The 23,304-nt window shown below is 71.4% G+C and carries 23 protein-coding genes and 1 pseudogene; 21 read left to right on the top strand and 3 right to left on the bottom strand.

The genetic code is table 11. From position 1 onward, the window contains the following. Positions 1-98 precede the first annotated feature (98 nt). The 3 genes from N8I84_RS31490 to N8I84_RS31480 all read right to left on the bottom strand — a co-directional run bounded on the left by N8I84_RS31490 (position 99) and on the right by N8I84_RS31480 (position 3,836). Positions 99-467 (bottom strand): helix-turn-helix domain-containing protein, encoded by a 369-nt coding sequence (locus N8I84_RS31490; protein WP_200418135.1) that lies wholly within the window; start codon positions 465-467, stop codon positions 99-101. After that, the gene (locus tag N8I84_RS31485; protein WP_263232795.1) at positions 464-712 is read right to left on the bottom strand and encodes a thiamine-binding protein; all 249 of its coding nucleotides are present in this window, start codon (positions 710-712) and stop codon (positions 464-466) included. Before N8I84_RS31485 ends, N8I84_RS31490 begins: the two co-directional genes overlap by 4 nt. A gap of 127 nt (positions 713-839) precedes the next feature. Continuing rightward, positions 840-3,836, bottom strand: a complete 2,997-nt coding sequence (locus N8I84_RS31480) for a SpoIIE family protein phosphatase (RefSeq protein ID WP_390898967.1) — start codon at positions 3,834-3,836, stop codon at positions 840-842. A gap of 328 nt (positions 3,837-4,164) precedes the next feature. Here N8I84_RS31480 and N8I84_RS31475 point away from each other — a divergent pair, with 328 nt between their 5' ends. The 21 genes and pseudogenes from N8I84_RS31475 to N8I84_RS31375 all read left to right on the top strand — a co-directional run bounded on the left by N8I84_RS31475 (position 4,165) and on the right by N8I84_RS31375 (position 23,290). Further along, positions 4,165-4,614 (top strand): MSMEG_3727 family PQQ-associated protein, encoded by a 450-nt coding sequence (locus N8I84_RS31475; RefSeq protein ID WP_263232794.1) that lies wholly within the window; start codon positions 4,165-4,167, stop codon positions 4,612-4,614. A gap of 54 nt (positions 4,615-4,668) precedes the next feature. Continuing rightward, on the top strand, positions 4,669-6,348 hold the full coding sequence (locus N8I84_RS31470) for a PQQ-dependent dehydrogenase, methanol/ethanol family (RefSeq protein WP_263232793.1): 1,680 nt from the start codon (positions 4,669-4,671) through the stop codon (positions 6,346-6,348). A 74-nt stretch (positions 6,349-6,422) separates the two neighbouring features. Continuing rightward, entirely contained in the window at positions 6,423-6,548 is a 126-nt protein-coding gene (gene pqqA / locus N8I84_RS31465; RefSeq protein WP_263232792.1) for a pyrroloquinoline quinone precursor peptide PqqA, read from the top strand. A gap of 49 nt (positions 6,549-6,597) precedes the next feature. After that, positions 6,598-7,476, top strand: a complete 879-nt coding sequence (pqqB, locus tag N8I84_RS31460; RefSeq protein WP_263232791.1) for a pyrroloquinoline quinone biosynthesis protein PqqB — start codon at positions 6,598-6,600, stop codon at positions 7,474-7,476. A 5-nt stretch (positions 7,477-7,481) separates the two neighbouring features. Next, complete coding sequence (gene pqqC / locus N8I84_RS31455; protein WP_263232790.1) at positions 7,482-8,177, top strand: pyrroloquinoline-quinone synthase PqqC; 696 nt, start codon at positions 7,482-7,484, stop codon at positions 8,175-8,177. After that, positions 8,143-8,439, top strand: coding sequence for a pyrroloquinoline quinone biosynthesis peptide chaperone PqqD (gene pqqD / locus N8I84_RS31450; protein WP_263232789.1), 297 nt, complete (start codon positions 8,143-8,145; stop codon positions 8,437-8,439). The genes pqqC and pqqD overlap by 35 nt, the downstream gene beginning before the upstream one ends. Then, positions 8,432-9,523 carry a pyrroloquinoline quinone biosynthesis protein PqqE gene (pqqE, locus tag N8I84_RS31445; protein ID WP_263232788.1) on the top strand — a complete coding sequence of 364 codons (1,092 nt, stop codon included), beginning with the start codon at positions 8,432-8,434 and terminating at the stop codon, positions 9,521-9,523. Before pqqD ends, pqqE begins: the two co-directional genes overlap by 8 nt. Positions 9,524-9,530: 7 nt before the next feature. Further along, on the top strand, positions 9,531-10,607 hold the full coding sequence (locus N8I84_RS31440; protein WP_263232787.1) for a sodium:calcium antiporter: 1,077 nt from the start codon (positions 9,531-9,533) through the stop codon (positions 10,605-10,607). A gap of 171 nt (positions 10,608-10,778) precedes the next feature. Next, entirely contained in the window at positions 10,779-11,810 is a 1,032-nt protein-coding gene (locus tag N8I84_RS31435; RefSeq protein ID WP_263234941.1) for a lytic transglycosylase domain-containing protein, read from the top strand. Beyond that, positions 11,810-12,325: pseudogene (locus N8I84_RS42860) on the top strand (RNA polymerase sigma factor); the annotation flags it as partial. The gene N8I84_RS31435 and the pseudogene N8I84_RS42860, both read left to right, overlap by 1 nt. 137 nt (positions 12,326-12,462) lie before the next feature. Then, complete coding sequence (locus tag N8I84_RS31425; RefSeq protein WP_263235072.1) at positions 12,463-12,927, top strand: hypothetical protein; 465 nt, start codon at positions 12,463-12,465, stop codon at positions 12,925-12,927. Between the two features lie 133 nt (positions 12,928-13,060). Further along, positions 13,061-13,987 (top strand): ABC transporter ATP-binding protein, encoded by a 927-nt coding sequence (locus N8I84_RS31420; protein ID WP_263232786.1) that lies wholly within the window; start codon positions 13,061-13,063, stop codon positions 13,985-13,987. After that, a complete protein-coding gene (locus tag N8I84_RS31415) occupies positions 13,984-14,754 on the top strand; it encodes an MlaE family ABC transporter permease (protein ID WP_200418148.1) in 771 nt (256 codons plus the stop codon). Before N8I84_RS31420 ends, N8I84_RS31415 begins: the two co-directional genes overlap by 4 nt. Before the next feature lie 3 nt (positions 14,755-14,757). Beyond that, positions 14,758-15,591, top strand: a complete 834-nt coding sequence (locus tag N8I84_RS31410; protein ID WP_263232785.1) for an MlaE family ABC transporter permease — start codon at positions 14,758-14,760, stop codon at positions 15,589-15,591. A gap of 4 nt (positions 15,592-15,595) precedes the next feature. Continuing rightward, on the top strand, positions 15,596-16,846 hold the full coding sequence (locus N8I84_RS31405; protein WP_263232784.1) for an MCE family protein: 1,251 nt from the start codon (positions 15,596-15,598) through the stop codon (positions 16,844-16,846). After that, complete coding sequence (locus N8I84_RS31400) at positions 16,843-17,880, top strand: MCE family protein (RefSeq protein WP_263232783.1); 1,038 nt, start codon at positions 16,843-16,845, stop codon at positions 17,878-17,880. Before N8I84_RS31405 ends, N8I84_RS31400 begins: the two co-directional genes overlap by 4 nt. 257 nt (positions 17,881-18,137) lie before the next feature. Next, on the top strand, positions 18,138-19,118 hold the full coding sequence (locus tag N8I84_RS31395; RefSeq protein ID WP_263234940.1) for an MCE family protein: 981 nt from the start codon (positions 18,138-18,140) through the stop codon (positions 19,116-19,118). Positions 19,119-19,138: 20 nt separating this feature from the next. Beyond that, the gene (locus N8I84_RS31390; protein ID WP_390899066.1) at positions 19,139-20,242 is read left to right on the top strand and encodes an MCE family protein; all 1,104 of its coding nucleotides are present in this window, start codon (positions 19,139-19,141) and stop codon (positions 20,240-20,242) included. After that, a complete protein-coding gene (locus tag N8I84_RS31385; protein WP_263232781.1) occupies positions 20,239-21,534 on the top strand; it encodes an MCE family protein in 1,296 nt (431 codons plus the stop codon). Before N8I84_RS31390 ends, N8I84_RS31385 begins: the two co-directional genes overlap by 4 nt. Further along, complete coding sequence (locus N8I84_RS31380) at positions 21,531-22,805, top strand: MCE family protein (RefSeq protein ID WP_263232780.1); 1,275 nt, start codon at positions 21,531-21,533, stop codon at positions 22,803-22,805. Before N8I84_RS31385 ends, N8I84_RS31380 begins: the two co-directional genes overlap by 4 nt. Beyond that, positions 22,802-23,290 carry a hypothetical protein gene (locus tag N8I84_RS31375; protein ID WP_263232779.1) on the top strand — a complete coding sequence of 163 codons (489 nt, stop codon included), beginning with the start codon at positions 22,802-22,804 and terminating at the stop codon, positions 23,288-23,290. The genes N8I84_RS31380 and N8I84_RS31375 overlap by 4 nt, the downstream gene beginning before the upstream one ends. Positions 23,291-23,304: the final 14 nt, after the last annotated feature.

Raw genomic sequence — 23,304 nt, 5'->3', positions numbered from 1 at the left:
CACACGCGGTCAACAGTTTGTTGAAAATTCGGGGTAACAAGCCGGGGTGAGTCGCTCACCTGCGCGAGGGCCGAGCCGCTCACCTGCGCGAGGGCCCGTCAGGACTCCTTCTCACGATTGAGGTAGTTGTAGACGGTGAATCTGCTGACGCCGAGCGCGCTCGCGACGGTCTCCACTCCGTGGCGCACGGAGAACGCGCCGCGCGCCTCAAGGGTCCGTACGACCTCCTGCTTGGCCTTGCGGTCCAGTTCGGAGAGGGGCTTGCCGCGCTTGCGCTCCATCGCGGCCAGGATGTGATCCAGCGAGTCGGCGAGCTGCGGCAGGCGTACGGCGACGACGTCGGCGCCCTCCCAGACGAGCACCACGTCGTCGGGACCGGCCTGGTCGGGGGGCAGCATCTCGCCCCCCATGGCGTCGACCAGTGGTTTCACGGCCGTGATGAACGGCTCGTCCCCGGTGCCGGTCACTTGTCCTCCCCGATCACGTTGACCTGCAGCGAGATCCGGGTGGCACCGGCCTGGAGGGCCTTGCGCAGCAGTGCGTCGACGGCGGTGAGCACGGCGTCGGCGCGGCCCTCCGCGGTGTTGCCGAACGGGCCGACGTCCACGGCGTCCAGATCGGCGGAGCCGATGACATCGCGGGCCACCAGCGCGTGCGCGGGCGCCTCATCGAGGTCGAAGGGCTCGGTCGTGAACTCCACCCTCAAACGCATACTGCCCCCAACCACCGACTGACCTGCGCCCTGACCTGCGCCTTCACAGGACCGCCCGTTGCGGGGCACGCCCGGCAGCGACTCTAACGGAAGCGGCGCCCCCGTGAACGGCGGTCGGGGAGGGCGGTCAGGACAGGGGCTGTTCCAGGGACTGTTCGGTCCAGATGATCTTGCCGTCGGTGGTGTAGCGGGTTCCCCAGCGCTCGGTGAGCTGCGCGACGAGGAACAGTCCGCGCCCGCCCTCGTCCTCGTTCCGGGCGCGCCGCAGCCGGGGCGAGGTGCTGCTGCCGTCGGAGACCTCGCAGATCAGCGCGCGGTCCCGAAGGAGGCGCAGCTGGACGGGGCCGGTGGCGTGCCGGATGGCGTTGGTGACCAGCTCGCTGGCGACCAGCTCGGTGGTGTAGCCGAGTTCGTCCAGGCCCCAGGCGGACATCTGGCCGAGGACCGCCTCCCGCGCGCGGGAGACGACGGCCGGATCGCTCGGGAACTCCCACTCGGCGACCCGCTTCGGGCCGAGCGCATGCGTCCGGGCCACGAGCAGGGCCACGTCGTCGCTCGGCCGGGTCGGGAGCAGGGCGTCGAGGACGGCCTCGCAGGTGTCCTCCGGCGCCCGGCCGGGGCAGGCCAGGACGCTGCGGAGCTTGTCCAGGCCGGTGTCGATGTCCCGTACCCGGTCCTCGATCAGACCGTCGGTGTAGAGCACCAGTTGGCTGCCCTCGGCCAGCTCCAGCTCGACCGTCTCGAACGGCGTCCCGCCGAGCCCGAGCGGCGGGCCCGACGGCAGGTCGACGAAGTCCACGCCGCCGTCGGGGCCGACGACCGCGGGGACCGGGTGGCCGGCCCGGGTGAGGGTGCACCGCCGGGACACCGGGTCGTAGACGGCGTACAGACAGGTGGCGCCGACGATCCCGGCGTCCGGGTAGGTGGGCTCCACAGCCCAGCCCTCGCCCCGGTCCAGGCGTCCGACCAGGTCGTCGAGGTGGGTGAGGAGGTCGTCGGGCGGCAGGTCCAGGGAGCAGAAGTTGTGCACGGCGGTGCGCAGCCGGCCCATGGTGGCCGCGGCGTGCAGTCCGTGCCCGACGACGTCGCCGACCACCAGGGCCACCCGGGCGCCGGACAGCGGGATGACGTCGAACCAGTCGCCGCCGACTCCTGCCTGCGCGGGCAGGTAGCGGTAGGCGACCTCGACGGCGTTCTGCTCGGGCCGGCCCCGGGGCAGCAGACTGCGTTGCAGTGCGAGTGCGGTGTTGTGCTCGCGCGTGTAGCGGCGGGCGTTGTCGATGGAGATCGCCGCGCGGCCGGCCAGTTCCTGGGCGAGGGACAGGTCGTCGTCCTCGAAGGGGGTGGGCTTCTCGGAACGGTAGAAGCTCACCACGCCGAGGATCGTGCCGCGGGCCCGCAGGGGCACGGTGATCAGGGAGTGGATGCCCTCGGTCAGTGCCCGTCCGAACCGCGCCGGATCCTGGGCGATCCAGCCCTCGGCCTCGGACAGGACGGGTTCGAGTGCGGACTGCCCGGTCTCCAGGCAGCGGACCTGCGGGGTGGACGGCACGTACTGGACGAGGTCGCCGATGCCGTACACGGGCAGTTCCTCGCGCACGCTGCCGAGCGCGACCCGGCGCAGCGGGCTGTGACCGCCGAGCGGCCCCGGCTCCTCTCCGAGCAGAACGGAGTCGGGAAGGTCGACGACCGCCAGGTCGGCGAACCGGGGGACGGTCACCTCCGCCAGTTCCTCCGCGGTGCGGGTGACGTCCAGAGTCGTGCCGATGCGCACGCTGGCGTCGTGCAGCAGCTCCAGGCGCTTGCGGGCCAGGACCGCCAGGCGGCCGACGCCGGGCTCACCGACGAGCAGCAGCCAGCCCTCGGCACCGGTACCGCTCTCGCCCTCGTCCGCACGGGGCTGCGGGCCCGCCTCGGTGGGGGCGGGCGGCGGTGGAGCGGTTTCCGTCGGCGACGGGACGGTCGCCGTGGCCGCGGGCGCCGGGGCGACGGCGCGCAGGAGGACCGGAGGTGCCGCGCTCGTGTCCCCGGCGACGGACGGGGTGAACGCGGTCGGCGCGGGCGGGGTGAACGCGGCGGGGGCGGGCGGGGTGAACGTGGTCGCGGGCGGGGTGAACGCGGACGGGGCGGTGAGCGGTGCCGGCTCCGAAGGTGCGGCGAGTTCGACGTGGCGCAGGTGCGGGCCGCCGTGGACCCTGGCCTCGACGACCACTCCGCTCTCACCGGCCGCTCCCATGACCTGGCGGCGCAGCAGCGTGGCTACGCGTCCGCCGGAGAGGGCCACCTCGTCGAGGGTGCGCTGAGGCGAAGCGATGAGCTCCTCGGCCTTCTCCCGCAGCACCGCCATGTCGATCCGGCTGAGGGTGCCGCCGTCGGGAAACCCGTTCCCCACGCCCTGCGGTTGCCGTGGCCAGCCGACGGTGCCGCCCATGTCGCGGCAGGCACGCCGGTAGGCGGCGAGCAGGGCCTGTTCGCGTTCCGTGGCCTGCTCCAGCAGCCGTCCCTCGATGTCGCGGGCGGCCTGACGCACCAGCCGCAGCATCGCGGGGTCGCCGTCCTCCCGCAGGCAGGTGAGGTCGAGCACGGCCTCGATGCGCCCGCTGAGCGGGTCGCGGATCGGTGCGCCCGCACAGGCGAAGGGCTGCAGGCAGTCGGCGAAGTGTTCGCGGCCGACCACGTAGATCGGGCCCCGCCCGGCCAGCGCGGTGCCGACGCCGTTGGTGCCGGCGGCCCGCTCCGAGGCGTCGAATCCCGGGGCGAAGTTCACCGCGTCGAGGCGCTCGCGCAACTGCCGGTCACCGCCGTGCCGCTGGATCATGCGGGCCCGCGCGTCGCTGAACGCGATCGCCATGCTCACGTTGGCGAGCGACGTGGTGAGGTCCTTCAGGACGGGGTCGGCCGCGCGCAGGAGACGGTCGTCCAGCGCCAGGTCCGCGGCGTAGGGCACCAGGAGGCGATGCGGCTGCACCCCCTGGAACCTGCAACGCTGCCAGGATTCGAGCACCGAACCCCGTACGTCCGTGTCGACTCGCGCGCCGGCAAGAAAACGCTCATGGGCATCGACGAGACCGCCGATGTCGTCCCAGGCGACGGACACCGCGCTCACTTCCCTCACGGAGGGCATGCTCCCAGCCCTTTACCGTAGCCCTATTATGCCGCGAATCACAACATCGAAAACGCGGGAAGGAAAGGGGGCACACGCAGGGGATATCGGCTGCAGCACGGGCGGGGACCCTCCCGGGAGGCATTGATCACCTCTCCGGGCCTGCCATGAACCAACCCCAGCAGTGCCACCCGGACTCGAAATCGCCGTTGCATATGATGCGCCTCCCGGCGGGAATCTGCAAGAATTCTCCGAAATTCCGCGAATTACGCTGGGGGTGTTTTGTGCCATGCGCCGACGGTTACCACAACAGTGAGCTCGAATCCGACGCAAACAGGAGGTCGGGCCGATGACGACCAGAGCCGAGCAGGAACTGCCCGAGCTGTACGGGCAGAACAAGGCGACGCTGGGTCGGCTCCTCGCCCACGGAGGCCTCGGCCGGGCCGAGGAAGGTTCCGACGGCCGTCTGCACGCCCATGTGCGGATTCCGCCCGACGAGCTGATGTGGGAGCCCTCCATCGTCGTCATGCCCCATGGGGGCGATCTGGAGATCGAACTCCTCAACGACGACACGAACACACACTGCGCGCTCCTGCCGAGCAACGGCGACAGCAAATGGATGTGGCTTCCGGTGTACTCACGGGGAAAGACCGTGCTCAACCTGGACGGCCCCGGCTATTACTGGTTCGGCTCCAACGTCGGCAACGACGAGGGGCGCGGCCTCGTCGGCGTGATCGCGGTGATGGGGGACGTTCCACAGGAGGCCCGCCTCGACCGCCCGGAACAGCCACGGCCGTAGAGGCCGCCCGGGAAAAGGCCACCCGGTGGCCGCCGGGTCGGCAAGGAGGATCCCATGGAGTACATTGACGCGCCGCCTGCCGTCAATTTCGCCGCATTGAGCACCATGGTCGGCACTGCGCCGCCGGTGGCACAGGACGTGACCTACGAACGCATTCTCCGGGCGCGCTCCGAGCCGCAGAACTGGCTGACCTACTACGGTGCCTACGACGGGCAGCGGTACAGTCCGCTGGACCAGATCAACACCGAGAACGTCCAGCGCCTCACTCCCGCCTGGGTGTTCCAGTTCGGCTCGTCCGGCTTCCACGCGGGCCAGTCGACCTACGCCTTCGAGGCCGCGCCGATCGTCGTGGACGGGGTCATGTACCTCTCCGGCTGGGACGGCTGGGTCTGGGCCGTCGACGCCCGGACGGGGCGGCAACTGTGGCAGTACAAGCACGCGATCCCCTTCGACGTCTCCCTCTGCTGCGGCAACGTCAACCGCGGGGTCGCGGTCGCACACGGGAAGGTCCTCGCCACCACGCTGAACGCCCATGTGATCGCCCTCGACGCCGTCTCGGGCGAGCTCGTCTGGGATACGACGAACGGTGACGTACGGGCGGCCGAGAGCGCCACGGTCGCACCCCTCGTCGTGAAGGACAAGATCATCGTGGGCAGCTCGGGCGGGGAGTTCGGAGTGCGGGGTCACCTCGACGCCTACTACATCGAGACGGGGGAGCGCGCCTGGCGCACCTACACGGTGCCCAAGCCCGGCGAGCCGGGATCGGACACCTGGCCGGACGGCCCGGCCTGGGCGCGCGGCGGCGGCAACGCCTGGGTCACCGGCACCTACGACCCGGAGCTGAACCTCGTCTACTGGGGGACCGGCAATCCGGCACCCGACTTCGACGGGGCCGTGCGTGAGGGCGACAACCTCTACACCGACAGCATCATCGCCCTGAATCCCGACAACGGCGAGATCCGCTGGCACTACCAGTGCACCCCGCACGACGTGTGGGACTACGACAGCAACATGGAGTGCATCCTCTACGACCTGGACGGGCAGAAGCTGCTGGCCCACTTCGACAAGAACGGATACCTCTTCACGCTGGACCGCAGGAACGGTGAGCGGGTGCGGATCACGCCCTTCGGCGAACGCATCACCTGGGGTGAGATCGACGGTGACGGCCGGGTGACGCCCAAGGTGGTCCCGGATAAGGAGGGCGAGCCGGTCCACTTCTGGCCGGGTCCCGCCGGGGCCAAGGAGTGGACGCACGCGGCCTACAGCCCGCGCACGGAGATGTTCTACGTGCCGGTGCAGGACGTCGGCTCGGAAGTCACCCTGCGTCACAGGGAGTTCAAGGAGAGCATCCCCTACTGGGGCGCGAGCGTCACGGTGGACGCCGACGACATGCAGGGGTTCGTGAAGGCCATCTCCGCCGCCACGGGCGAGGAGGTGTGGAGGTGGCGCAACGAGACGCCGATGAGCGCGTCGGCGCTGGCGACGGCCGGAGACCTGGTGTTCGTCGGCAGGCCGTCCGGGGAGTTCACCGCGTTCCACGCGCGCACCGGGGAGCCGCTGTGGGAGTTCCAGACGGGTAGCGGGCACCACAGCAGTCCGACGACCTACAGCGTCGACGGAAGGCAGTTCATCGCCGTGCCGGTCGGCTGGGGCAGCTGGATCGAGGGGATCGTTCCGGCGATGCTCGGCGCCTCCCACGGCGACGCGGTGTTCGCCTTCGCACTCCCGCAGTAGCGCGGCGGCCCCCGCTGTGCTGCCTGCGACCGAAGACGTCAGGGAAGCGCGAGACACAGGAGGAGGTGACAGCCGTGGACCGGGAGAGCGTCATCGACCAGGCGTGCCTGGACGAGTGGGAGACCCCTGTGTTCGAGGAGATCAGCGTGTCCGCCGAGGTGACCGCCTACATGGGCGTGTGGGAGCCCGACGGGGGATGACGGCGGTGCGAGGCGCCGGGCACCGGGAGGACGGCGGATCGACGTGTGGGTGCGCGTGCTGGGTTCGGCGGCCGGGGGCGGTTTCCCGCAGTGGAACTGCGCCTGCCCGCCGTGCCGTGCGGTGCGGGACGGCTCCCGGCCGTGCCGTGCGCGCACCCAGTCGTCGATCGCCGTGAGCACCGACGGACGGGTCTGGTTCCTGTTCAACGCCTCTCCGGACGTCCGGGCGCAGATCGAGTCGTACCCCGCCCTGCGCCCCACCGCGGCGCTGGTCGTCGTGCTCACCGATGCCGAGCTCGACCACACGCTCGGTCTGCTGTTGCTCCGGGAGGCGGAGGGCATCGAGCTGCACGCCACCAAGGTGGTGCACGACACGCTGTACGACGGGACCTCGCTGCTGCGGACGCTCCTCGCCTACTGCCCGGTCACCTGGCACCCGGTCGAGCCGGAGACCGACGTGCCGCTCGCGGAGGGGCTGTCGTACCGGGCGTTCGACGTGCCCACGAGGAAACGGGCCCGCTTCGGCTCCGACGACGGGGCCGGGCAGGGGCGGGTGGTCGGCTACCGCCTGACCGACGAGCACAGTGGCCGGGCCCTGGTGTACCTGCCCTGCGTCCAGGAGCTCACCCCCGAGGTGCGCGACCGACTCGCGGACTGCGCCTGTCTGTTGGTCGACGGCACGTGCTGGGACGACGAGGAGCTGATCCGGCTCGGCAGGGGGCACCGGACCGCCCGGGAGATGGGCCACGTGCCCATCTCCGGCCCCGGCGGCAGCCTGCAGCAGCTGTCCCCGCTCCCCGTCGAGCGCACGATCTACACCCATCTGAACAACACGAACCCCGTCCTGCTCGAGGACTCGCCCGAGCGGCGCGCCGTCGAGCGACACGGCATGGAGGTCGCCGTGGACGGGCTGGACCTGTGGATCTGAGGGCCATGGCGACGGCGACGGAAACCGACGAATTCGTGGCGGCGCTGCGCGCGCAGTCCCGCCGCTACCACGACCGGCATCCCTTCCACCGGGCGATGAACGCGGGCGCGCTGACCCGTCGGCAGCTCCAGGCGTGGGCGGCGAACCGCTTCTACTACCAGGAGAACCTGCCCCGCAAGGACGCCGCGATCCTCGCCAACTGCCCCCACCGCGAGGTGCGCCGCCGCTGGATCCTGCGCATCGTCGACCAGGACGGCACCGCGGACGGCGAGGGCGGTATCGAGGCCTGGCTGCGCCTGGGCGAGGCGCTGGGGCTGACCCGGGAGGAGATGGGGGACGACCGGCACGTCGTCCCCGGGGTGCGGTTCGCCGTCGACGCCTACGTCACCTTCGCCCGTACCCGGCCGTGGACCGAGGCGGTGGCGTCCTCGCTGACCGAGTTGTTCGCGCCGGACCTGATGGCCGAACGGCTCACCGCGTTCGAACGCCACTATCCGTGGATCGACCGCCCGGGGCTCGCCTACTTCCGGTCCCGCCTGACCCAGGCCCCCCGCGACGCCGAGCACGCCCTGGAAGTGGTGACGGCGTACTGCGGCAGCCCGGCGGAGCGGGCGGGCGCCCTGGCCGCCCTGTCCTTCAAGTGCGACGTCCTGTGGAGCATGCTCGATGCCATCGAACGGTCCTGTGCGGACGGTCGGTGACACGGACCGTCCCCGCCTCGCGCCGCACGTCCGGCTGGCCTACGACCCGGCGCGCGGGCGGCACGTCCTGCTCGCGCCGGAGGCGGTCTCCGTTCTGAACGGCACGGGCGCGGCGATCCTGGACCTGTGCGACGGCGAGCGGACGGTCACCCAGATCGTCGCTGAGCTGAGCGGGCGGTACGCCCATGTGGCCGGCGACGAGGTCCGGCTGTTCCTGGCCCGGCTCGCCGCCCGGCGATGCGTGGAGGTCGGTGATGGATGAACCGCTCGGGCTGCTGGCCGAACTCACGTACGCGTGCCCGCTGCACTGCCCGTACTGCTCCAACCCGCTGAACCTCGGTGACTTCGGGGACGAGCTGACGACCGAGGAGTGGCGGCGGGTGGTGACCGAGGCCGCCGGTCTCGGGGTGCTGCAGCTGCACCTGTCCGGTGGTGAGCCGCTGGTGCGCCGCGACCTCGTCGAGATCGTGCGCCACGCCGGTGACCTCGGGCTGTACACCAACCTCATCACCAGTGCGGCCGGCCTGACGCCCCGCCGTGCCGAGCAGCTGCGCGCCGCGGGCCTGGACCATGTGCAGATCAGCATCCAGGCCGACGAGCCGGCGCTGTCCGACCGCATCGCCGGAACGCCGTCCTTCGCCCGCAAGACGGCGGCGGCCCGGCTGGTGAAGGACCTGGGCTGGCCCCTCACCGTCAACGTGGTGCTCCACCGGCACAACATCGACCGCATCGACCGCATCCTCGCCCTCGCCGAGGAACTGGCAGCCGATCGCGTCGAGCTGGCCAACACCCAGTACTACGGATGGGCCTGGCGCAACAAGGAAGCCCTGCTGCCCAGCACGGCCCAGCTGGCGCGCGCCGAGCCGGTGGTGCGTGCGGCACGGATACGCCTCAGGGACCGGATGGAGATCATCTACGTCGTCCCCGACTACCACGGCCGGTACCCGAAGCCCTGCATGGGCGGCTGGGGCCGGCGGCAGCTCACCGTGGTCCCGAACGGGGATGTGCTGCCCTGCCCGCCCGCGCACGCGCTGCCGCTGCCCCGCGCCAGTGTGCGCGAGCACTCCCTGGCATGGATCTGGGAGAGCTCACCCCTGTTCCAGCGCTTCCGCGGCACGGACTGGATGCCGGAGCCCTGCCGGAGCTGTCCGCGCCGCGAGGTCGACTTCGGCGGGTGCCGCTGCCAGGCGTTCCTGCTCACCGGCGACGCCGCCCGCACCGACCCGGTGTGCCACCTGTCCCCCGACCACGGGATCGTCGCCGCGGCGGTGCGGGCGGCCGACGAGGCGGCCGGGCGGCGAGAGCACGTCCTTGCGCCCCGGCCGCATCCGGGCCGTCGGGTGTGAGTCCGCCGTGGCCTCGATCCTGCTGTTCGTCGCCGGGGCGGCCCTGCTGGTGTTCAGCGCCGAGCAGCTGATCCGGCGGCTCGTCGGGATCGCGAGCGGCTTCCACATCTCCCTGTTCCTGGTGTCCGTCGTCTTCACGGGCATCGAGTTCGACGACATCGTCCTCGGCGTCGCGCTCAACTTCGAGGACCTCGGCGGGGTCGCACTGGGTGTGGTGATCGGGACCGCGCTGTCCATGACGGGAGTGGTGCTGGCCCTCGCGGCGATCCTCACGCCCACCCGCGTCAGGATTCCGCGCGACTACGTCCTGATCTTCGCCTGCGCGCCCCTCGTGATGGTCGTGTGCGCGCTGACCGCGCCGCTCACCGCTCTGGACGGCGTCGCGCTCCTCGGGCTGTTCGCGCTGTTCCTCGCCTATGTGGCGGTCCGGGAGTCGCGGGACGACACACCGGTGTTCCGGGACGCGGAGCTGTACGAGGCGTACTCCCTCGCCCGGGGCTCCAGGGACGCCCCACCGGTCCGCCGGGGGGCGGACGCCCGCGCGATCACGGCGGAACGGACCTGCGCGGGAGCACCGCCGGGTGACGGGCTGCTCGCCCAGGTGCGCGAACGGTCCGGCTGGACGGGGCTCGGCCTCGCGGTGCTCGCCCTGGCCGGCCTCGTCGCCGGCTCCGCCATCACCGGCATCGGCACCAAGGGCATCCTGCAGACGTACGGGCTTCAGGGAACCGTCTTCGGCGCGACCATCGTGACGGTGGTGCTGACGGTCGAGGACGTCTTCCTGACCGTGGAACCGGCCCGGAAGGGGGCACCGGAGATCGGGGTCGGCAACGTCATCGGCAGCGTCGTCTTCTCGGTCACGGGCAAGCTCGGCATCGTGCTGCTGGCAGGCAGCGTGGTCATCGACCGGAGCGTCCTGACCTGGCACCTGCCCGCGCTGCTCGTGGTGAACGGGTTCGCGGCGTATGTCATCTCCACCGGGCGGCTCAGGCGCCGGCACGGTTTCGCGCTGCTCGCGCTGTACGTCGTGTACTGGGTGGTGAGTTTCATCGGGTTCGGAATGGTTCCTGCCGATACGTCCTGACGGTGCCGGGTGCCGGCCCCGCCTCCCGCGACGGACGCGCCTCCCTGCCGCGTAGAGCAGAGGAAGGGATCCGTACAGGGAGGGGAGTGCTCCGTGGCAGGGCGAGTGTTCAGGCATGCGTTCGGGGGTGCGTTCAAGGGAGTCAGGGGGACGGCGGTCGCGGCGGCGGCCATGGCGGCGCTCACCGCTTCGCAGGCGCCGGGCGCGGTGGCGGCACGGGCCTCCGAGCCCGTGCGGCCGGACGCCCCGGCGGAGCACGGGCCGAGCGTGTCCGGCGACACCCCCTACCGCACGCAACTGCCACCGCTGCGCGCGGGGAAGCCGGACCAGGGCGGGCGGTCGGCGACGGGCGGCGCGGGGGCGTTGCCCGCGACGGTGTTCGCCGCCTACCGGCACGCGGAGGCGGAACTGGCGCGCACCGCTCCCGGATGCCACCTGCGCTGGCAGTTGCTGGCCGCGATCGGTCAGGTGGAGTCCGGGCAGGCGTGGGGCGGCCGGGTGCGGGCGGACGGTACGACGGTGACACCGATCCTCGGACCGCGACTGACCGGCGGTCCCTACGCCGTCGTGCGGGACACCGACGGGGGCGCGTACGACGGGGACCCGGTGTACGACCGCGCGGTCGGGCCGATGCAGTTCATCCCCTCCACCTGGGCCCACTGGGGCGCGGACGGCAACGGTGACGGACGGGACGACCCCGACAACGTCTTCGACGCGGCGCTCGCCGCGGGCCGTTACCTGTGCGCGGGCGGCCGGGACCTGTCGGACCCCGCGCAACTTGACCGGGCCGTCCTGGGCTACAACGCCTCGCAGGAGTATCTGCGGACGGTCAGGGCCTGGTACGCGTACTTCCTGGCAGGGCACCGCGTGGTGCCGGACCTGCCCGGGGGCGCCGCGGCGTCGCAGGGACCGAAGCCGCCCCGGCAGGGCGGCACGGCGCACCCCTCGCCGAAGCCGTCGGGGCACCACCCGGGCGCGACACCGTCCCCGGCTCCGTCGGCCACGGTCTCCGCGCCCTCCCCCACCCCGTCCCCGTCCCTTACGGCCGGGGTGCCGCAGCAGACGGACGCCCCGCCGTCGCTGCCCGTGCCCACCATCGGGCTCCCCGGGACCGGGGTGCTGCCCAGCGGAGGCCCGCTGACCAGCAACAGTGCGGACACGATGGGCTCCACCCCCTCCCCAACCGCGGATACTGGGCGGTAATGTCGCCACCCGCCGGGTGCACAGGACCGGCGGGTGAGCGCGAAGGGGCCCTCATGGCGACGGACATGCCTGCTGAGACAGGGGAGGCCGGGTACGCGGAGACACAGGCGGCCCACGACGACCGCTGGAAGCGCATGTGGAGCCACCGGGAGCACCTGCTCAAGGTGGCCCGGCGCCGGTCGATGAGTCTGGAGGACGCCGAGGACGCGGTGCACGAGGCGATGCTGCGTGCGGCCGAGCGCCCGGATCTCGACGACGAGCGCCTCGGTGCCTGGCTGACCACGGTGACCATGCGGCTGTGCGTGGACCGGTACCGGCAGGTCAACCGGGAGGCCGAGGTGCGCAGCAGCCCCACGCTCCTCACGCCCGGCCCGGTGCCCGTGGACGAGGCGGTGTGCGACCGGGCCGAGGCCCGGTGGCTCGCCGTGCGCAGCGGGGAGTTGCCGGCGCGCCAGGCGGAGGCCCTGCGGCTGAAGTCCGAGGACCTGGACGTGGGTCAGGTCGCCGTGCGGATGGGCCTGAGCTACCGCACCGTCGAGTCGTTGCTGGCCCGGGCCCGGCGCACGCTGCGCGCCTCGCTGGCCGGGACGCTCGGCGCCGTGCTCTTCCTGCTCGGGCGTGGACGGCCGCGCGGGGCGGCAAGGCGCAGACGGTGGCGGTCACCTCTACAGCGGCGACGCTGGTGGTGGCCGGGTTCGTCCTGCCGCAGACGCTGGGCGGAGGCGGGGGCTCCACCGACGCGCCGGTCCCGCGTCCGGCGGTGTCGCAGAGCGCCGAGCCGCTCCGCACAGGCAGCACCGACAGCACGGACCGGCTTCATACGCCGAGGACGCGCCCGGCCTCGCAGACGAAGAGTCTCCCGGCCGGCCGGAAGACGGCCCGCACACCGGGCACCGGCTCACCGCTGCCCCTGTCCGTGCCGTCCCTGCCGGAGGTGTCGTCGGCCCCGCTCCCGACGCTGTCGGCGCCCGGGGTCCCCGGCGTGCCCACGGTGCCGAAGCTGCCGGTCCCCTCCACCGCCCCCTCGCTCCCGTCGGTCCCGACGGGCATTCCCTCCCTGCCCTCCGCCTCGCTGCCCGTGTCCACCCCGAGCACGCCTTCCGTGAAGCTGCCGTAGGACCCGTCGGCAACGCCGCCGCAGGCCCTGCCGGCGCGTCCGGAAAAATTTCCGCTTCCTAGCGACGGACCCGCCGCCCCTCCCCGTAGAGCAGATGTCGGAGCTGCTCACGCGGGCGAAGGGTGGAGCGCGGATGGGTGTCGAGATCTGTGTGGAAGGGCTGACCAAGTCCTTCGGGCACCAGGTCATCTGGCAGGACGTCTCGCTGACGCTGCCCGCCGGGGAGGTCTCCGTGATGCTCGGCCCCTCCGGCACGGGCAAGTCCGTGTTCCTCAAGACACTCGTCGGGCTGCTCAGACCCGAGCGCGGCTCGGTGAAGGTCGCGGGCCGGGACATCACCAGGCTGCGCGAGCACGAGCTGTACGAGGTGCGGAAGCTGTTCGGCGTGCTGTTCCAGGACGGCGCGCTGTTCGGCTCGATGAACCTGTACGACAACATCGCCTTCCCGCTGCGTGAGCACACCCGCAAGTCCGAGTCCGAGATCCGGCGGATCGTGCTGGAGAAGATGGACATGGTCGGCCTGCTCGGCGCCGAGGGAAAGCTGCCCGGTGAGATCTCCGGCGGTATGCGCAAGCGGGCCGGGCTCGCCCGGGCACTGGTGCTCGATCCGGAGATCGTCCTCTTCGACGAGCCGGACTCGGGCCTCGACCCGGTGCGCGTGGCCTACCTCAACCAGCTCATCGTCGACCTCAACGCACAGACCGGCGCCACCTTCCTGATCGTCACCCACGACATCGCCTCGGCCCGCCAGGTCCCCGACAACATCGGGCTGCTGTTCCGCCGCGAACTGGTGATGTTCGGGCCCCGCGAAAAGCTGCTGACCAGCGACGAGCCCGTGGTGCGCCAGTTCCTGAACGGCCGGATGCAGGGTCCCATCGGCATGGCGGAGGAGAAGGACGCCGCCCAGGTCGAGCAGGAGCTGGCGCGTCTGGACGACAGTGCGCCCCAGGAGATGACTCCCCGGCTGCTGCCGGGCCCGGGCATCACCCGCCCGCCCCGCTGGGAGGCCATCGCCAGACGTGAGGCCGCACTGCACCGGAAGGAGGCCGCCGACGCATGAGCCTGTCCCCCACCGCGCCACTGCGCCACTCGGGCAACCTGTTCGCGCTGGCACTGGACGTCGTACGGACCCTGCCCCGACGGCCGTTCCAGGCGAGGGAATTCATCCAGCAGGCGTGGTTCGTCGCGAGCGTCACCATCCTGCCCACGGCACTCGTGTCCATCCCCTTCGGGGCGGTCATCGCCCTGCAGATCGGCAGCCTGACACGGCAGTTGGGCGCACAGTCCTTCTCCGGTGCCGCCTCCGTGCTGGCGGTGCTGCGGGAGGCGTCGCCGATCGTCACCGCGCTGCTGATCGCGGGCGCGGGCGGCACCGCGATCTGCGCGGACCTCGGGGCGCGCAAGATCCGTGAGGAGATCGACGCGATGCAGGTGCTCGGCATCGACCCGATCCACCGGCTCGTCGTCCCCCGCGTGCTGGCGTCCATGGTGGTGGCCGTCCTGCTCAACGGCCTGGTGTCCGTCGTCGGTGTGGCCGGCGGCTATTTCTTCAACGTCGTCCTCCAGAACGGCACGCCGGGCGCGTACCTGGCGTCCTTCACCACCCTCGCGCAGCTCTCCGACCTGTGGGCGGCCGAGATCAAGGCGCTGGTGTTCGGGGCGATCGCCGCGATCGTCGCCTCCTACAAGGGGCTCAACGCGAAAGGCGGCCCGAAGGGCGTCGGGGACGCCGTCAACCAGTCGGTGGTGATCACCTTCATGTTGCTGTTCGTGACGAACTTCGTGATGACCGCGGTGTACTTCCAGATCGTCCCGCAGAGGGGTTGAGCGATGCGATCTCCACGACCCCTGCGGCTCCTCGAACGGCCCCTGCGCTCCCTGGAGGATCTGGGCGCCCAGCTCTCCTTCTACGGCCGTTCACTGGCGTGGACGGGCCGCACCCTGCGCCGCTACAAGAAGGAGATCCTGCGGCTGCTCGCCGAGGTCAGCTTCGGCCGGGGCGCGCTCGCCGTCGTCGGCGGCACGGTCGGCGTGATCGCCTTCATGTCGTTCTTCACCGGCACCGAGGTCGGCCTTCAGGGCTACGCCGCCCTCAACCAGCTCGGCACCTCCAACTTCGTGGCGTTCCTGTCGGCGTACTTCAACACCCGGGAGATCGCGCCGCTGGTGGCCGGGCTCGCCCTGTCCGCGACGGTCGGCGCCGGTTTCACGGCGCAGCTCGGCGCGATGCGGATCAGCGAGGAGACCGACGCGCTGGAGGTGATGGGCGTGCCCTCGCTGCCGTTCCTGGTGACGACCCGCATGATCGCGGGGTTCGTCGCGGTGATCCCGCTGTACGTGATCGGGCTGCTGTCGTCGTACCTGGCCGCACGCACCATCACGACCGGCTACTACGGGCAGTCGACGGGCACGTACGACCACTACTTCCACCAGTACCTGCCGCCCGTCGACGTGCTGTGGTCCTTCGGCAAGGTGATCGTGTTCGCGGTCCTGATCATCCTGGTGCACTGCTACTACGGCTACCACGCGAGCGGCGGCCCGGCCGGGGTCGGCGTCGCGGTCGGCCGGGCGGTGCGCACCTCCATCGTGGCGATCAACGTCCTGGACTTCTTCCTCAGCCTCGCGATCTGGGGCGCCAATACGACCGTACGGATCGCGGGGTGAGCCGGTGCGAGCACTGAGACTGAGGTTGTACGGCGTCGCGTTCATCGCCGTGCTGGCGCTGCTGCTGTCGCTCGCGGTGGCCGTCTACCAGCAGGCGTTCACCTCCGTGGTGCGCGTGACGCTCCAGGCCGACAGCCTCGGCGACCAGCTGGAGCCGCGCGCCGACGTCAAGCTGCGCGGGCTGCTGGTGGGCGAGGTGCGCGCGGTGCACGCGGACGGCACGAAGGCGACGCTCGACCTCGCCCTCAAGCCGCAGTACGTCACGTTCATCCCGTCGGACGTGCACGCCCGGCTGCTGCCCAAGACGCTGTTCGGCGAGAAGTACGTCGACCTGGTGCCGCCCGCCGACGACACCGCCCGGCCCATCCGCGCCGGGGACGTCATCGCCCAGGACCGCACGAAGGCCGGCATCGAGCTGCAGCGGCTGATGAACGACCTGCTGCCGCTGCTGCGCACGGTCCAGCCCGGCGAACTCAACGCCACGCTCTCGGCGTTCGCCACGGCGCTGGAGGGCCGCGGCGACCGGATCGGCGACAACCTGACCCGGGTGGAGGCGTATCTGCGCCGTCTGAACCCGCATCTGCCGTCGCTGCAGGAGGACATCTCGCGTTTCGCCGATGTCGCCCAGGTGTACGGGGACGCGGCACCCGATCTGATGGCGATCCTGCGCAACACCGTCACCACCAGCCGCACCCTCGTCGAGAAGAAGAACGAGCTGGCCGCCGCGCTCCGCACCACCGCGACCGTCGCGGACACCGGGCGGGACTTCTTCGACGAGAACGGCGACCGGCTGATCACCCTCGGCCGGGTGTCCCGCCCCACGCTCGAGCTGTTCGCCCGCTACTCCCCCGAGTACCCCTGCCTCCTGCAGGGCCTGGTCCACCAGGAGCAGGTGTCGGAGGACGCCTTCCGGGGCGGCGAGATGCGGATCACCCTCGAGGTCGTGCGTCCGCAGGGCGCGTACCGGCCGGGCGAGGAGCCGCGCTACGCGGACCGGTCGGGACCCGACTGCCGGGGACTGCCCCATCCGCCGGTGCCCGGACCGAAACCCAAGCTCAACGACGGTACGTCGTCCGGTGCTTCGGACGGCGGCGCTCTCCCCGGAGGTGTCGACGTGTCCGCCACCCGGGCCGAACAGCGGGCCGTGGGCTCGCTCGTGGCTCCCGTCATGGGCGTGCCCGCCGACCAGGTGCCGCCCGTCGCGACCCTGCTGTTCGGGCCGCTGGCCCGCGGAACGGCGGTGAGCGTCGCATGAGGAGCGCAGGAGCCCGGCAGACCGCGGCACCGCTGATCAAGTTCGGCCTGTTCGCGCTGGTGACGATCGCGGCGACGGCCCTGCTCGCGGCCACCATCGTCAACGTCTCCTTCACCCCCAAGGACACCTACCACGCGGTGTTCAGCGACGTCACGGGCCTGGAGAACGGCGACGACATCCGGGTGGCCGGGGTGCGGGTCGGTCAGGTCGAGGGCATCCGGATCAAGGACCGGACGCTGGCGGAGGTCACCTTCAGCGTGGAGGCGGACCGCCCGCTGCTCACCAGCACCCACGCGGTCCTCCGTTACCGGAACCTGGTCGGGCAGCGGTACATCGCGCTCACCGAGGGCGCGGGCGACGGCACCCGGCTGCGGCCCGGCGGCACCATCCCGCTGTCCCGGACCCAGCCGGCGCTGGACCTGAACGCGCTGCTGAACGGCTTCAAACCGCTGTTCGCCGCACTCAGCCCGAACGACGTCAACCAGCTCGCCACCGAGATCATCCAGACCCTGCAGGGCGAGGGCTCCACCGTGAACAGCCTGCTCGCGCACACGGCGTCGCTCACCACGACCCTCGCCGACCGGGACCAGTTGATCGGCTCGGTGATCGACAACCTCAACACCGTGCTGGACACGCTCGACCGGCGCGGCGCCCGCTTCTCCGCGCTGATCACCCAGCTGCGGCGGGTGATCTCCGGGCTGTCCGCCGACCGCAAGCCCATCGGGGACTCCCTGGTGAGCATCGGCGACCTGACCGAGGCCACCTCCGGGCTGCTACGGGACGCGCGTCCGCCGCTGAAGGACGACATCGCCGGGCTGAACCGGCTCACCGGAACGCTGAACAGGAACGAGAAGACCGTGGAGGGTGTGCTGCAGCGGCTGCCGAACAAGCTGAACGCGCTGACGGGGACGGCGTCGTACGGCTCCTGGTTCAACTTCTACCTGTGCGACTTCGACGGCCGGATCGTGCTGCCGAAGACGAAGCAGATCATCACCCCGGACTTCCATGTGGCGCAGGCGAGGTGCGGCGCATGAGGACGCCCGTCACGCCCGGCAGGACCCGGCGCCCCGAGCCGCTGGTGAAGGTGCGGGTCCTGCCCCCGAAGCTGCCGACGGTCCGCCTGCTGCCCCGCAGGCCGAGTCGCCCGGAGCCTCTCGTGAAAGTGCGGGTCCTCCCGCCGAAGCTGCCGACGCCCCGCCCTCTGCCGCGCCGGACCCGGGGCCCGGAGCCCCTGGTGAAGGTGCACGTCCTGCCGCCGAAGCTGCCCGCGATCCGGCTGCGCCGGCCGCGGCTGAAGCCGTTCCGCGAGCGTAATCCCGTCGTGGTCGGTGCCGTGGGCCTCCTGACTCTCGCCCTGCTGACCGTCGCCGCGTTCAACGCCGACAGCCTGCCGCTGATCGGCGACGGCGAGACGTACGACGCGGCCTTCTCCGAGGCGGGCGGACTCAAGCCGGGCGACGAGGTGCGGATCGCCGGCGTCAAGGTCGGCAAGGTCGAGGGCGTCGACCTCGACGGCGACCACGTGAAGGTGACGTTCAAGATCAAGGGCGACCCGGCGATGGGCACCGCGACGACCGCCGCGATCCGGGTGAAGACGATCCTGGGCGCCAAGTACCTGGCGCTGTACCCGAAGGGGCCCGGCCGGCTGAAGCCGGGCGGCGAGATCCCGATCGGGCGGACGGTGTCGGCGTACGACGTGGTGCAGGCGTTCAGCGATCTGACCACCACGACGGAGAAGGTCGACACCCAGCGGCTGGCGAAGGCCATGGACACCATCTCCACCACCTTCCAGGACTCCCCCGCCGAGGTGAAGGCCTCCATCCAGGGGCTGTCCCGGATCTCTCGGACCATCGCCTCGCGCGACCAGGCCCTGGGCGACCTCCTCAAGCACGCGAACGGGGTCACCGGCGTGCTGGCCGAGCACACGAAGGACTTCTCCGCCCTGGTGAAGGACGGCGACAAGCTCTTCCAGGAGATCAGCGAGCGGCGCGAGGCGATCCACACGCTGCTCAAGACTTCGGCGGCGCTGGGCATCGAGCTGTCGGGCCTGGTCGACGACAACCAGAAGCAGATCGGACCCGCGCTTCAGAACCTCAACACGTTCGTCCGGATGCTGGAGCGCAACCAGGCGAGCCTGGACCGCAGCGTCAGCCTGCTCGCTCCCTACGTCCGGCTGTTCACCAACACCCTCGGCAACGGCCGCTGGTTCGACTCCTACGTCCAGAACCTGGTGGCCGCCCCGGTGGTGCCGCGCACGGGAGGCTCCCAGTGAACAAACGCTTCCGGCAGGCCCTGGCCCTGCTCACCGTGCTCGCGGTGGTCGCCGTCGTCGCCGTCGTGTTGTGGCCGCACCCGCGTACGGTCCGCGTCACCGCGTACTTCCCGCGCACCGTCGGCATCTACCCCGGCTCCGACGTCCGTGTCCTCGGCGTCCGTATCGGTCAGGTCCGGAAGATCACACCTCAGGGCGACCGGGTGCGGGTGGACCTGGAGTACGACGCGGGACGGAAGGTCCCCGCGGGCGCCCAGGCCGCGATCATCAACTCGTCCGTGGTCAGCGACCGTTATGTGCAGCTGCTGCCGGTGTACCGCAAGGGCCCGGTGCTGCGGGACGGCGCCGTCATCCCCGAGTCGCGCACGGCCGTGCCCGTCGAGCTGGACCGGATCTTCGACAGCCTGCACACCACGGCCGACGCGCTCGGCCCGAAGGGCGCCAACAAGGACGGCTCCCTGTCGCGGCTGCTCGGGGTGAGCGCGGACAACCTCAAGGGCCAGGGCACGAACCTCAACCAGTCCGTCGAGGACCTCTCCCAGGCGGTCACCACACTGTCCGACGGCCGGGGCGACCTGTTCGGCACCGTGCGCAACCTCCAGGTGTTCACGGCGGCGCTGGCGGCCGACGACCAGAGCGTGCGGTCGTTCAACGACAGTCTCGCCGAGGTGGCGGGGCAGCTCGCCGGGGAGCGCACGGACCTCGCCGCCGCGCTCAAGTACCTCGGGACGGCCCTCGCCGACGTCTCCGACTTCGTCAAGCACAACAAGACGGCACTGACCTCGGACGTCGATGGCCTCAGCAAGGTCACCCAGGTCCTGGTCACGCAACGGGCCGCACTGGAGGAGCTGTTGGACGTCGCCCCCACCGGCCTGTCGAACCTGCAGAACGCCTACAACCCGTCCGCCGGCACCCTCGACACCCGCAACAACGCCCAAGCTCCGCAGGACCCGGCGTCCCTGCTGTGCTCCCTGCTGAAGACCACCGGGGACGCGGGCGGCAAGAACCCCGACTGCGCACAGCTGCGGAAACTCTTCGACTCGCTGCCCGAGCTTCCCGCCGCCCCCACGGGCACGGGCACGGTCGACCGGACCCTCGGCGGAATCCTCGGGGGCGCGGCATGAGCGCGCGGCGCACGGGCCGGACGGTCGCGTGGACGGCGGCCGCTTCGCTGCTGCTGTCCGGGTGCGGGTTCAACGGCTGGTACGACATCCCGCTGCCCGGCGGCGCCGCCTCCGACGGCCACGCCTACCACGTCACGGTGGAGTTCCGGGACGTCCTCGACCTGGTGCCGCAGTCGGCGGTCAAGGTCAACGACGTCACCGTGGGCGCCGTCGAGAAGGTCGAGCTGGACGGCTGGCACGCGCGGGTGCGGCTGCGGGTGGCCGACTCGGCGAAGCTGCCCGCCAACGCGGTCGCCGACCTCAGGCAGACCAGCATCCTGGGTGAGAAGTACGTGGCGCTGTCCGCACCGACCGGTACCGCTTCCGTGGGCCGGCTGCGCGACGGCGATGTGATCCCGCTGTCCCGCAGCGGCCGCAACCCGGAGATCGAGGAGGTGCTGTCCGCGCTGTCCGCGCTCCTCAACGGCGGCGGCGTGGCCCAGCTCAAGACCATCACCGTGGAGCTGAACAAGGCCCTGGACGGCCGCGAGACGAGGGTCCGGTCGCTGCTGGGGCAACTCGACACGTTCCTGGGCGGCCTGGACCGGCAGCGCTCGGAGATCGTACGGGCGCTCGAGGGCATCGACCGGCTGGCCAAGCGGCTCGGGACGGAGAAGGAGACGATCGCCCAGGCCGTCGACACGATCCCGCCCGCCCTGAAGGTACTGGCCGACCAGCGGCGCGACCTGACGAAGATGCTCACCGCGCTGTCCAGGCTCGGCACGACCGGCACCCGGGTCGTCAACGCCTCGCGCGACGACACGGTCACCAACCTGAAGGAACTCCGGCCGATCCTCCAACAGCTGAACAAGGCGGGCGACGACCTGCCGAACTCCCTCGAGCTGCTGACGACGTACCCGTTCCCCCGCAACGTGGTCGACGCCGTGAAGGGCGACTACGTCAACCTCAAGATCACCGCCGACCTCGACCTCGCGGACCTGTACGGCAATCTCGCCGACGAGCCCGGCAAGGGCGGCAAGAACGGCGGATCCGGGAAGCAGCCGGTTCCCACGCCGTCCCTTCCCGGCCTGCCCGGCGTCCCCGTGCCGGTGCCCACCGCGCTGCCCAGCGCCCCGGGCCTGCCGAAGGTGCCGAAGCCGTCGGTCACCCCCTCCGCTCCCTCGGGCGGCGGCGGCCCGCTGTGCCCGCCGGTGTGCACCGCGAGCTACGGCACGTCCGACGGGGCGCGCCGCCTGCCGCCGGGGATCGACCTCGGGCTCGCCGAGCTGATGCTGAAGGGGATGCAGCCGTGATCACCCGTATGGTCAAAGCCCAGCTGGTCGCCTTCGCGGCGGTCACCGCCGTCGGGGTGTCGTACGTCGGCGCCGAGTACACCGGCCTCGCGGACGACGTGCTCGGCCGGGGCTACACCGTCACCGCCGACTTCGCCGAGTCGGGCGGCATCTTCACCGGCGCCGAGGTCACCTACCGCGGGGTGCCGGTGGGCCGTGTGGGCGCCCTGCGCCTGAACGGCTCGGGGGTGTCGGTCGCCCTGGACATCGAGGACGGCGCTCCGAAGATCCCGGCCGACACCCTCGCGGTGGTCGCGGACCGGTCGGCGGTGGGCGAGCAGTACGTGGATCTGCAACCGCGGCGCTCCGGCGGCCCGTATCTGATGGACGGCAGCCCCATCCCGCGCAGCCGCACCCGGACGCCGCTGCCCGTCACCGACCTCGTCCTCAGTCTGGACCGGCTGGTGAACTCCGTCGGCAAGGACGATCTGCGCACCACCGTCGACGAGTTGGGCAAGGCGTTCGCCGGCACCGGACCGAACCTGAGCCGCCTGGTGGACTCCGGCAACCAGCTCGTGGAGTCGGCGTCCGACTCGCTCCCGCAGACGGTGTCGCTGATCGAGGACTCGCGGAAGGTGCTCAAGACCCAGGCCGACAAGGGATCGGCGATCAAGTCGTTCTCCCGCGACCTGGCCGCGCTCACCGCACAGTTGAAGTCGAGCGACGGGGACCTTCGGCGGGTCGTCGGCAACGCGGCACCCGCCGCGCAGGAGGTCGACTCCCTGCTGACGTCCACCCGGCGGACCCTGCCCGTCCTGCTGGCCAACCTGATCAGCGGGGGCCAGGTCACCGTGGCCCGGCTGCCCGGGGTGGAGCAGGCCCTCGTCACCCTCCCGGTGGTGGTCGCGGGCAGCTACACCGTCATCCCCGGTGACGGCACCACCCACTTCGGGCTCACCGTGAACGCGAACGACCCGCCCGCGTGCACCCAGGGTTACGGAACCCGGCGGCGCGACCCCTCGGACACCGGAACCCGCGCAGCGAACACCGGCGCCCACTGCACGGCGCCGCGCGGCAGCGCCACCTCGGTGCGCGGCGCGCAGAACGCGCCCGGCGCGTCGGCCGGTTCGGGCGGCGCGGACCAGAGCGCATTCGTCACCCCGTACGACCCGGAGACCGGCACCGCCACCGGCCCGGACGGGACGCCCCTCGAGATCGGCTCGGCGGGCGGCGAACAGACCGTCTTCGGAAAGGAGTCCTGGCAATGGCTGCTGGTCGGACCGATGTCATGAGATGGGGACGCTCCCGGCTGCTCTCCGCCGGGCTCGTCGTCGCCACCGTGGTGACGACCGTGCTGTCCGTCTGGCTGGGCCTCCGGGTCGCCGACCGGCGCGCCGAGGAGCAGCGCCGGCAGGACATCCTGGCGGCGGCCCGCCAGTCGGCGCTGAACTTCACCTCACTCGACTACCGGCACTACGACCGCGACAGCGGGAACGTGCTGAAGGGCGCGACCGGCGAGTTCAAGAAGGAGTTCGCCGCGCAGACCGCGCAGTTGACGAAACTCGTCGCCCAGAACAAGTCGGTGTCCGAGGGGCAGGTCCTCGATGCGGGCATCGTCCGCTCCGACGCCGACTCGGCCCGGGTCCTGGTGGTCGCCGACAGTAAGGTGACCAACACCGCCGCGCCCCAGGGACAGGCGCGCACCTACCGGCTGCAGCTCGACCTCGTGCGCGAGCACGGGCGGTGGCTGACGTCCGACGTCGAGTTCGTGGGCTGACCCACGCCACCACA

Source organism: Streptomyces cynarae (genome assembly GCF_025642135.1).
In the GTDB taxonomy this organism is placed as follows: domain Bacteria; phylum Actinomycetota; class Actinomycetes; order Streptomycetales; family Streptomycetaceae; genus Streptomyces; species Streptomyces cynarae.
Note: the sequence above shows the minus strand (reverse complement) of the source record. Positions and strands in the feature narration are given on the sequence as shown.

Coding starts and splice junctions, on each gene's coding strand:
- pqqC (WP_263232790.1), top strand. CDS start 7,482: ATGGCGACGGCGACGGAAACCGACGAATTCGTGGCGGCGCTGCGCGCG.
- N8I84_RS31410 (WP_263232785.1), top strand. CDS start 14,758: ATGCGATCTCCACGACCCCTGCGGCTCCTCGAACGGCCCCTGCGCTCC.
- N8I84_RS31435 (WP_263234941.1), top strand. CDS start 10,779: ATGGCGGCGCTCACCGCTTCGCAGGCGCCGGGCGCGGTGGCGGCACGG.
- N8I84_RS31385 (WP_263232781.1), top strand. CDS start 20,239: ATGAGCGCGCGGCGCACGGGCCGGACGGTCGCGTGGACGGCGGCCGCT.
- N8I84_RS31375 (WP_263232779.1), top strand. CDS start 22,802: ATGAGATGGGGACGCTCCCGGCTGCTCTCCGCCGGGCTCGTCGTCGCC.
- N8I84_RS31485 (WP_263232795.1), bottom strand. CDS start 712: ATGCGTTTGAGGGTGGAGTTCACGACCGAGCCCTTCGACCTCGATGAG.
- N8I84_RS31400 (WP_263232783.1), top strand. CDS start 16,843: ATGAGGAGCGCAGGAGCCCGGCAGACCGCGGCACCGCTGATCAAGTTC.
- N8I84_RS31470 (WP_263232793.1), top strand. CDS start 4,669: ATGGAGTACATTGACGCGCCGCCTGCCGTCAATTTCGCCGCATTGAGC.
- N8I84_RS31475 (WP_263232794.1), top strand. CDS start 4,165: ATGACGACCAGAGCCGAGCAGGAACTGCCCGAGCTGTACGGGCAGAAC.
- N8I84_RS31480 (WP_390898967.1), bottom strand. CDS start 3,836: ATGCCCTCCGTGAGGGAAGTGAGCGCGGTGTCCGTCGCCTGGGACGAC.
- N8I84_RS31420 (WP_263232786.1), top strand. CDS start 13,061: ATGGGTGTCGAGATCTGTGTGGAAGGGCTGACCAAGTCCTTCGGGCAC.
- pqqD (WP_263232789.1), top strand. CDS start 8,143: ATGCCATCGAACGGTCCTGTGCGGACGGTCGGTGACACGGACCGTCCC.
- N8I84_RS31415 (WP_200418148.1), top strand. CDS start 13,984: ATGAGCCTGTCCCCCACCGCGCCACTGCGCCACTCGGGCAACCTGTTC.
- pqqE (WP_263232788.1), top strand. CDS start 8,432: ATGGATGAACCGCTCGGGCTGCTGGCCGAACTCACGTACGCGTGCCCG.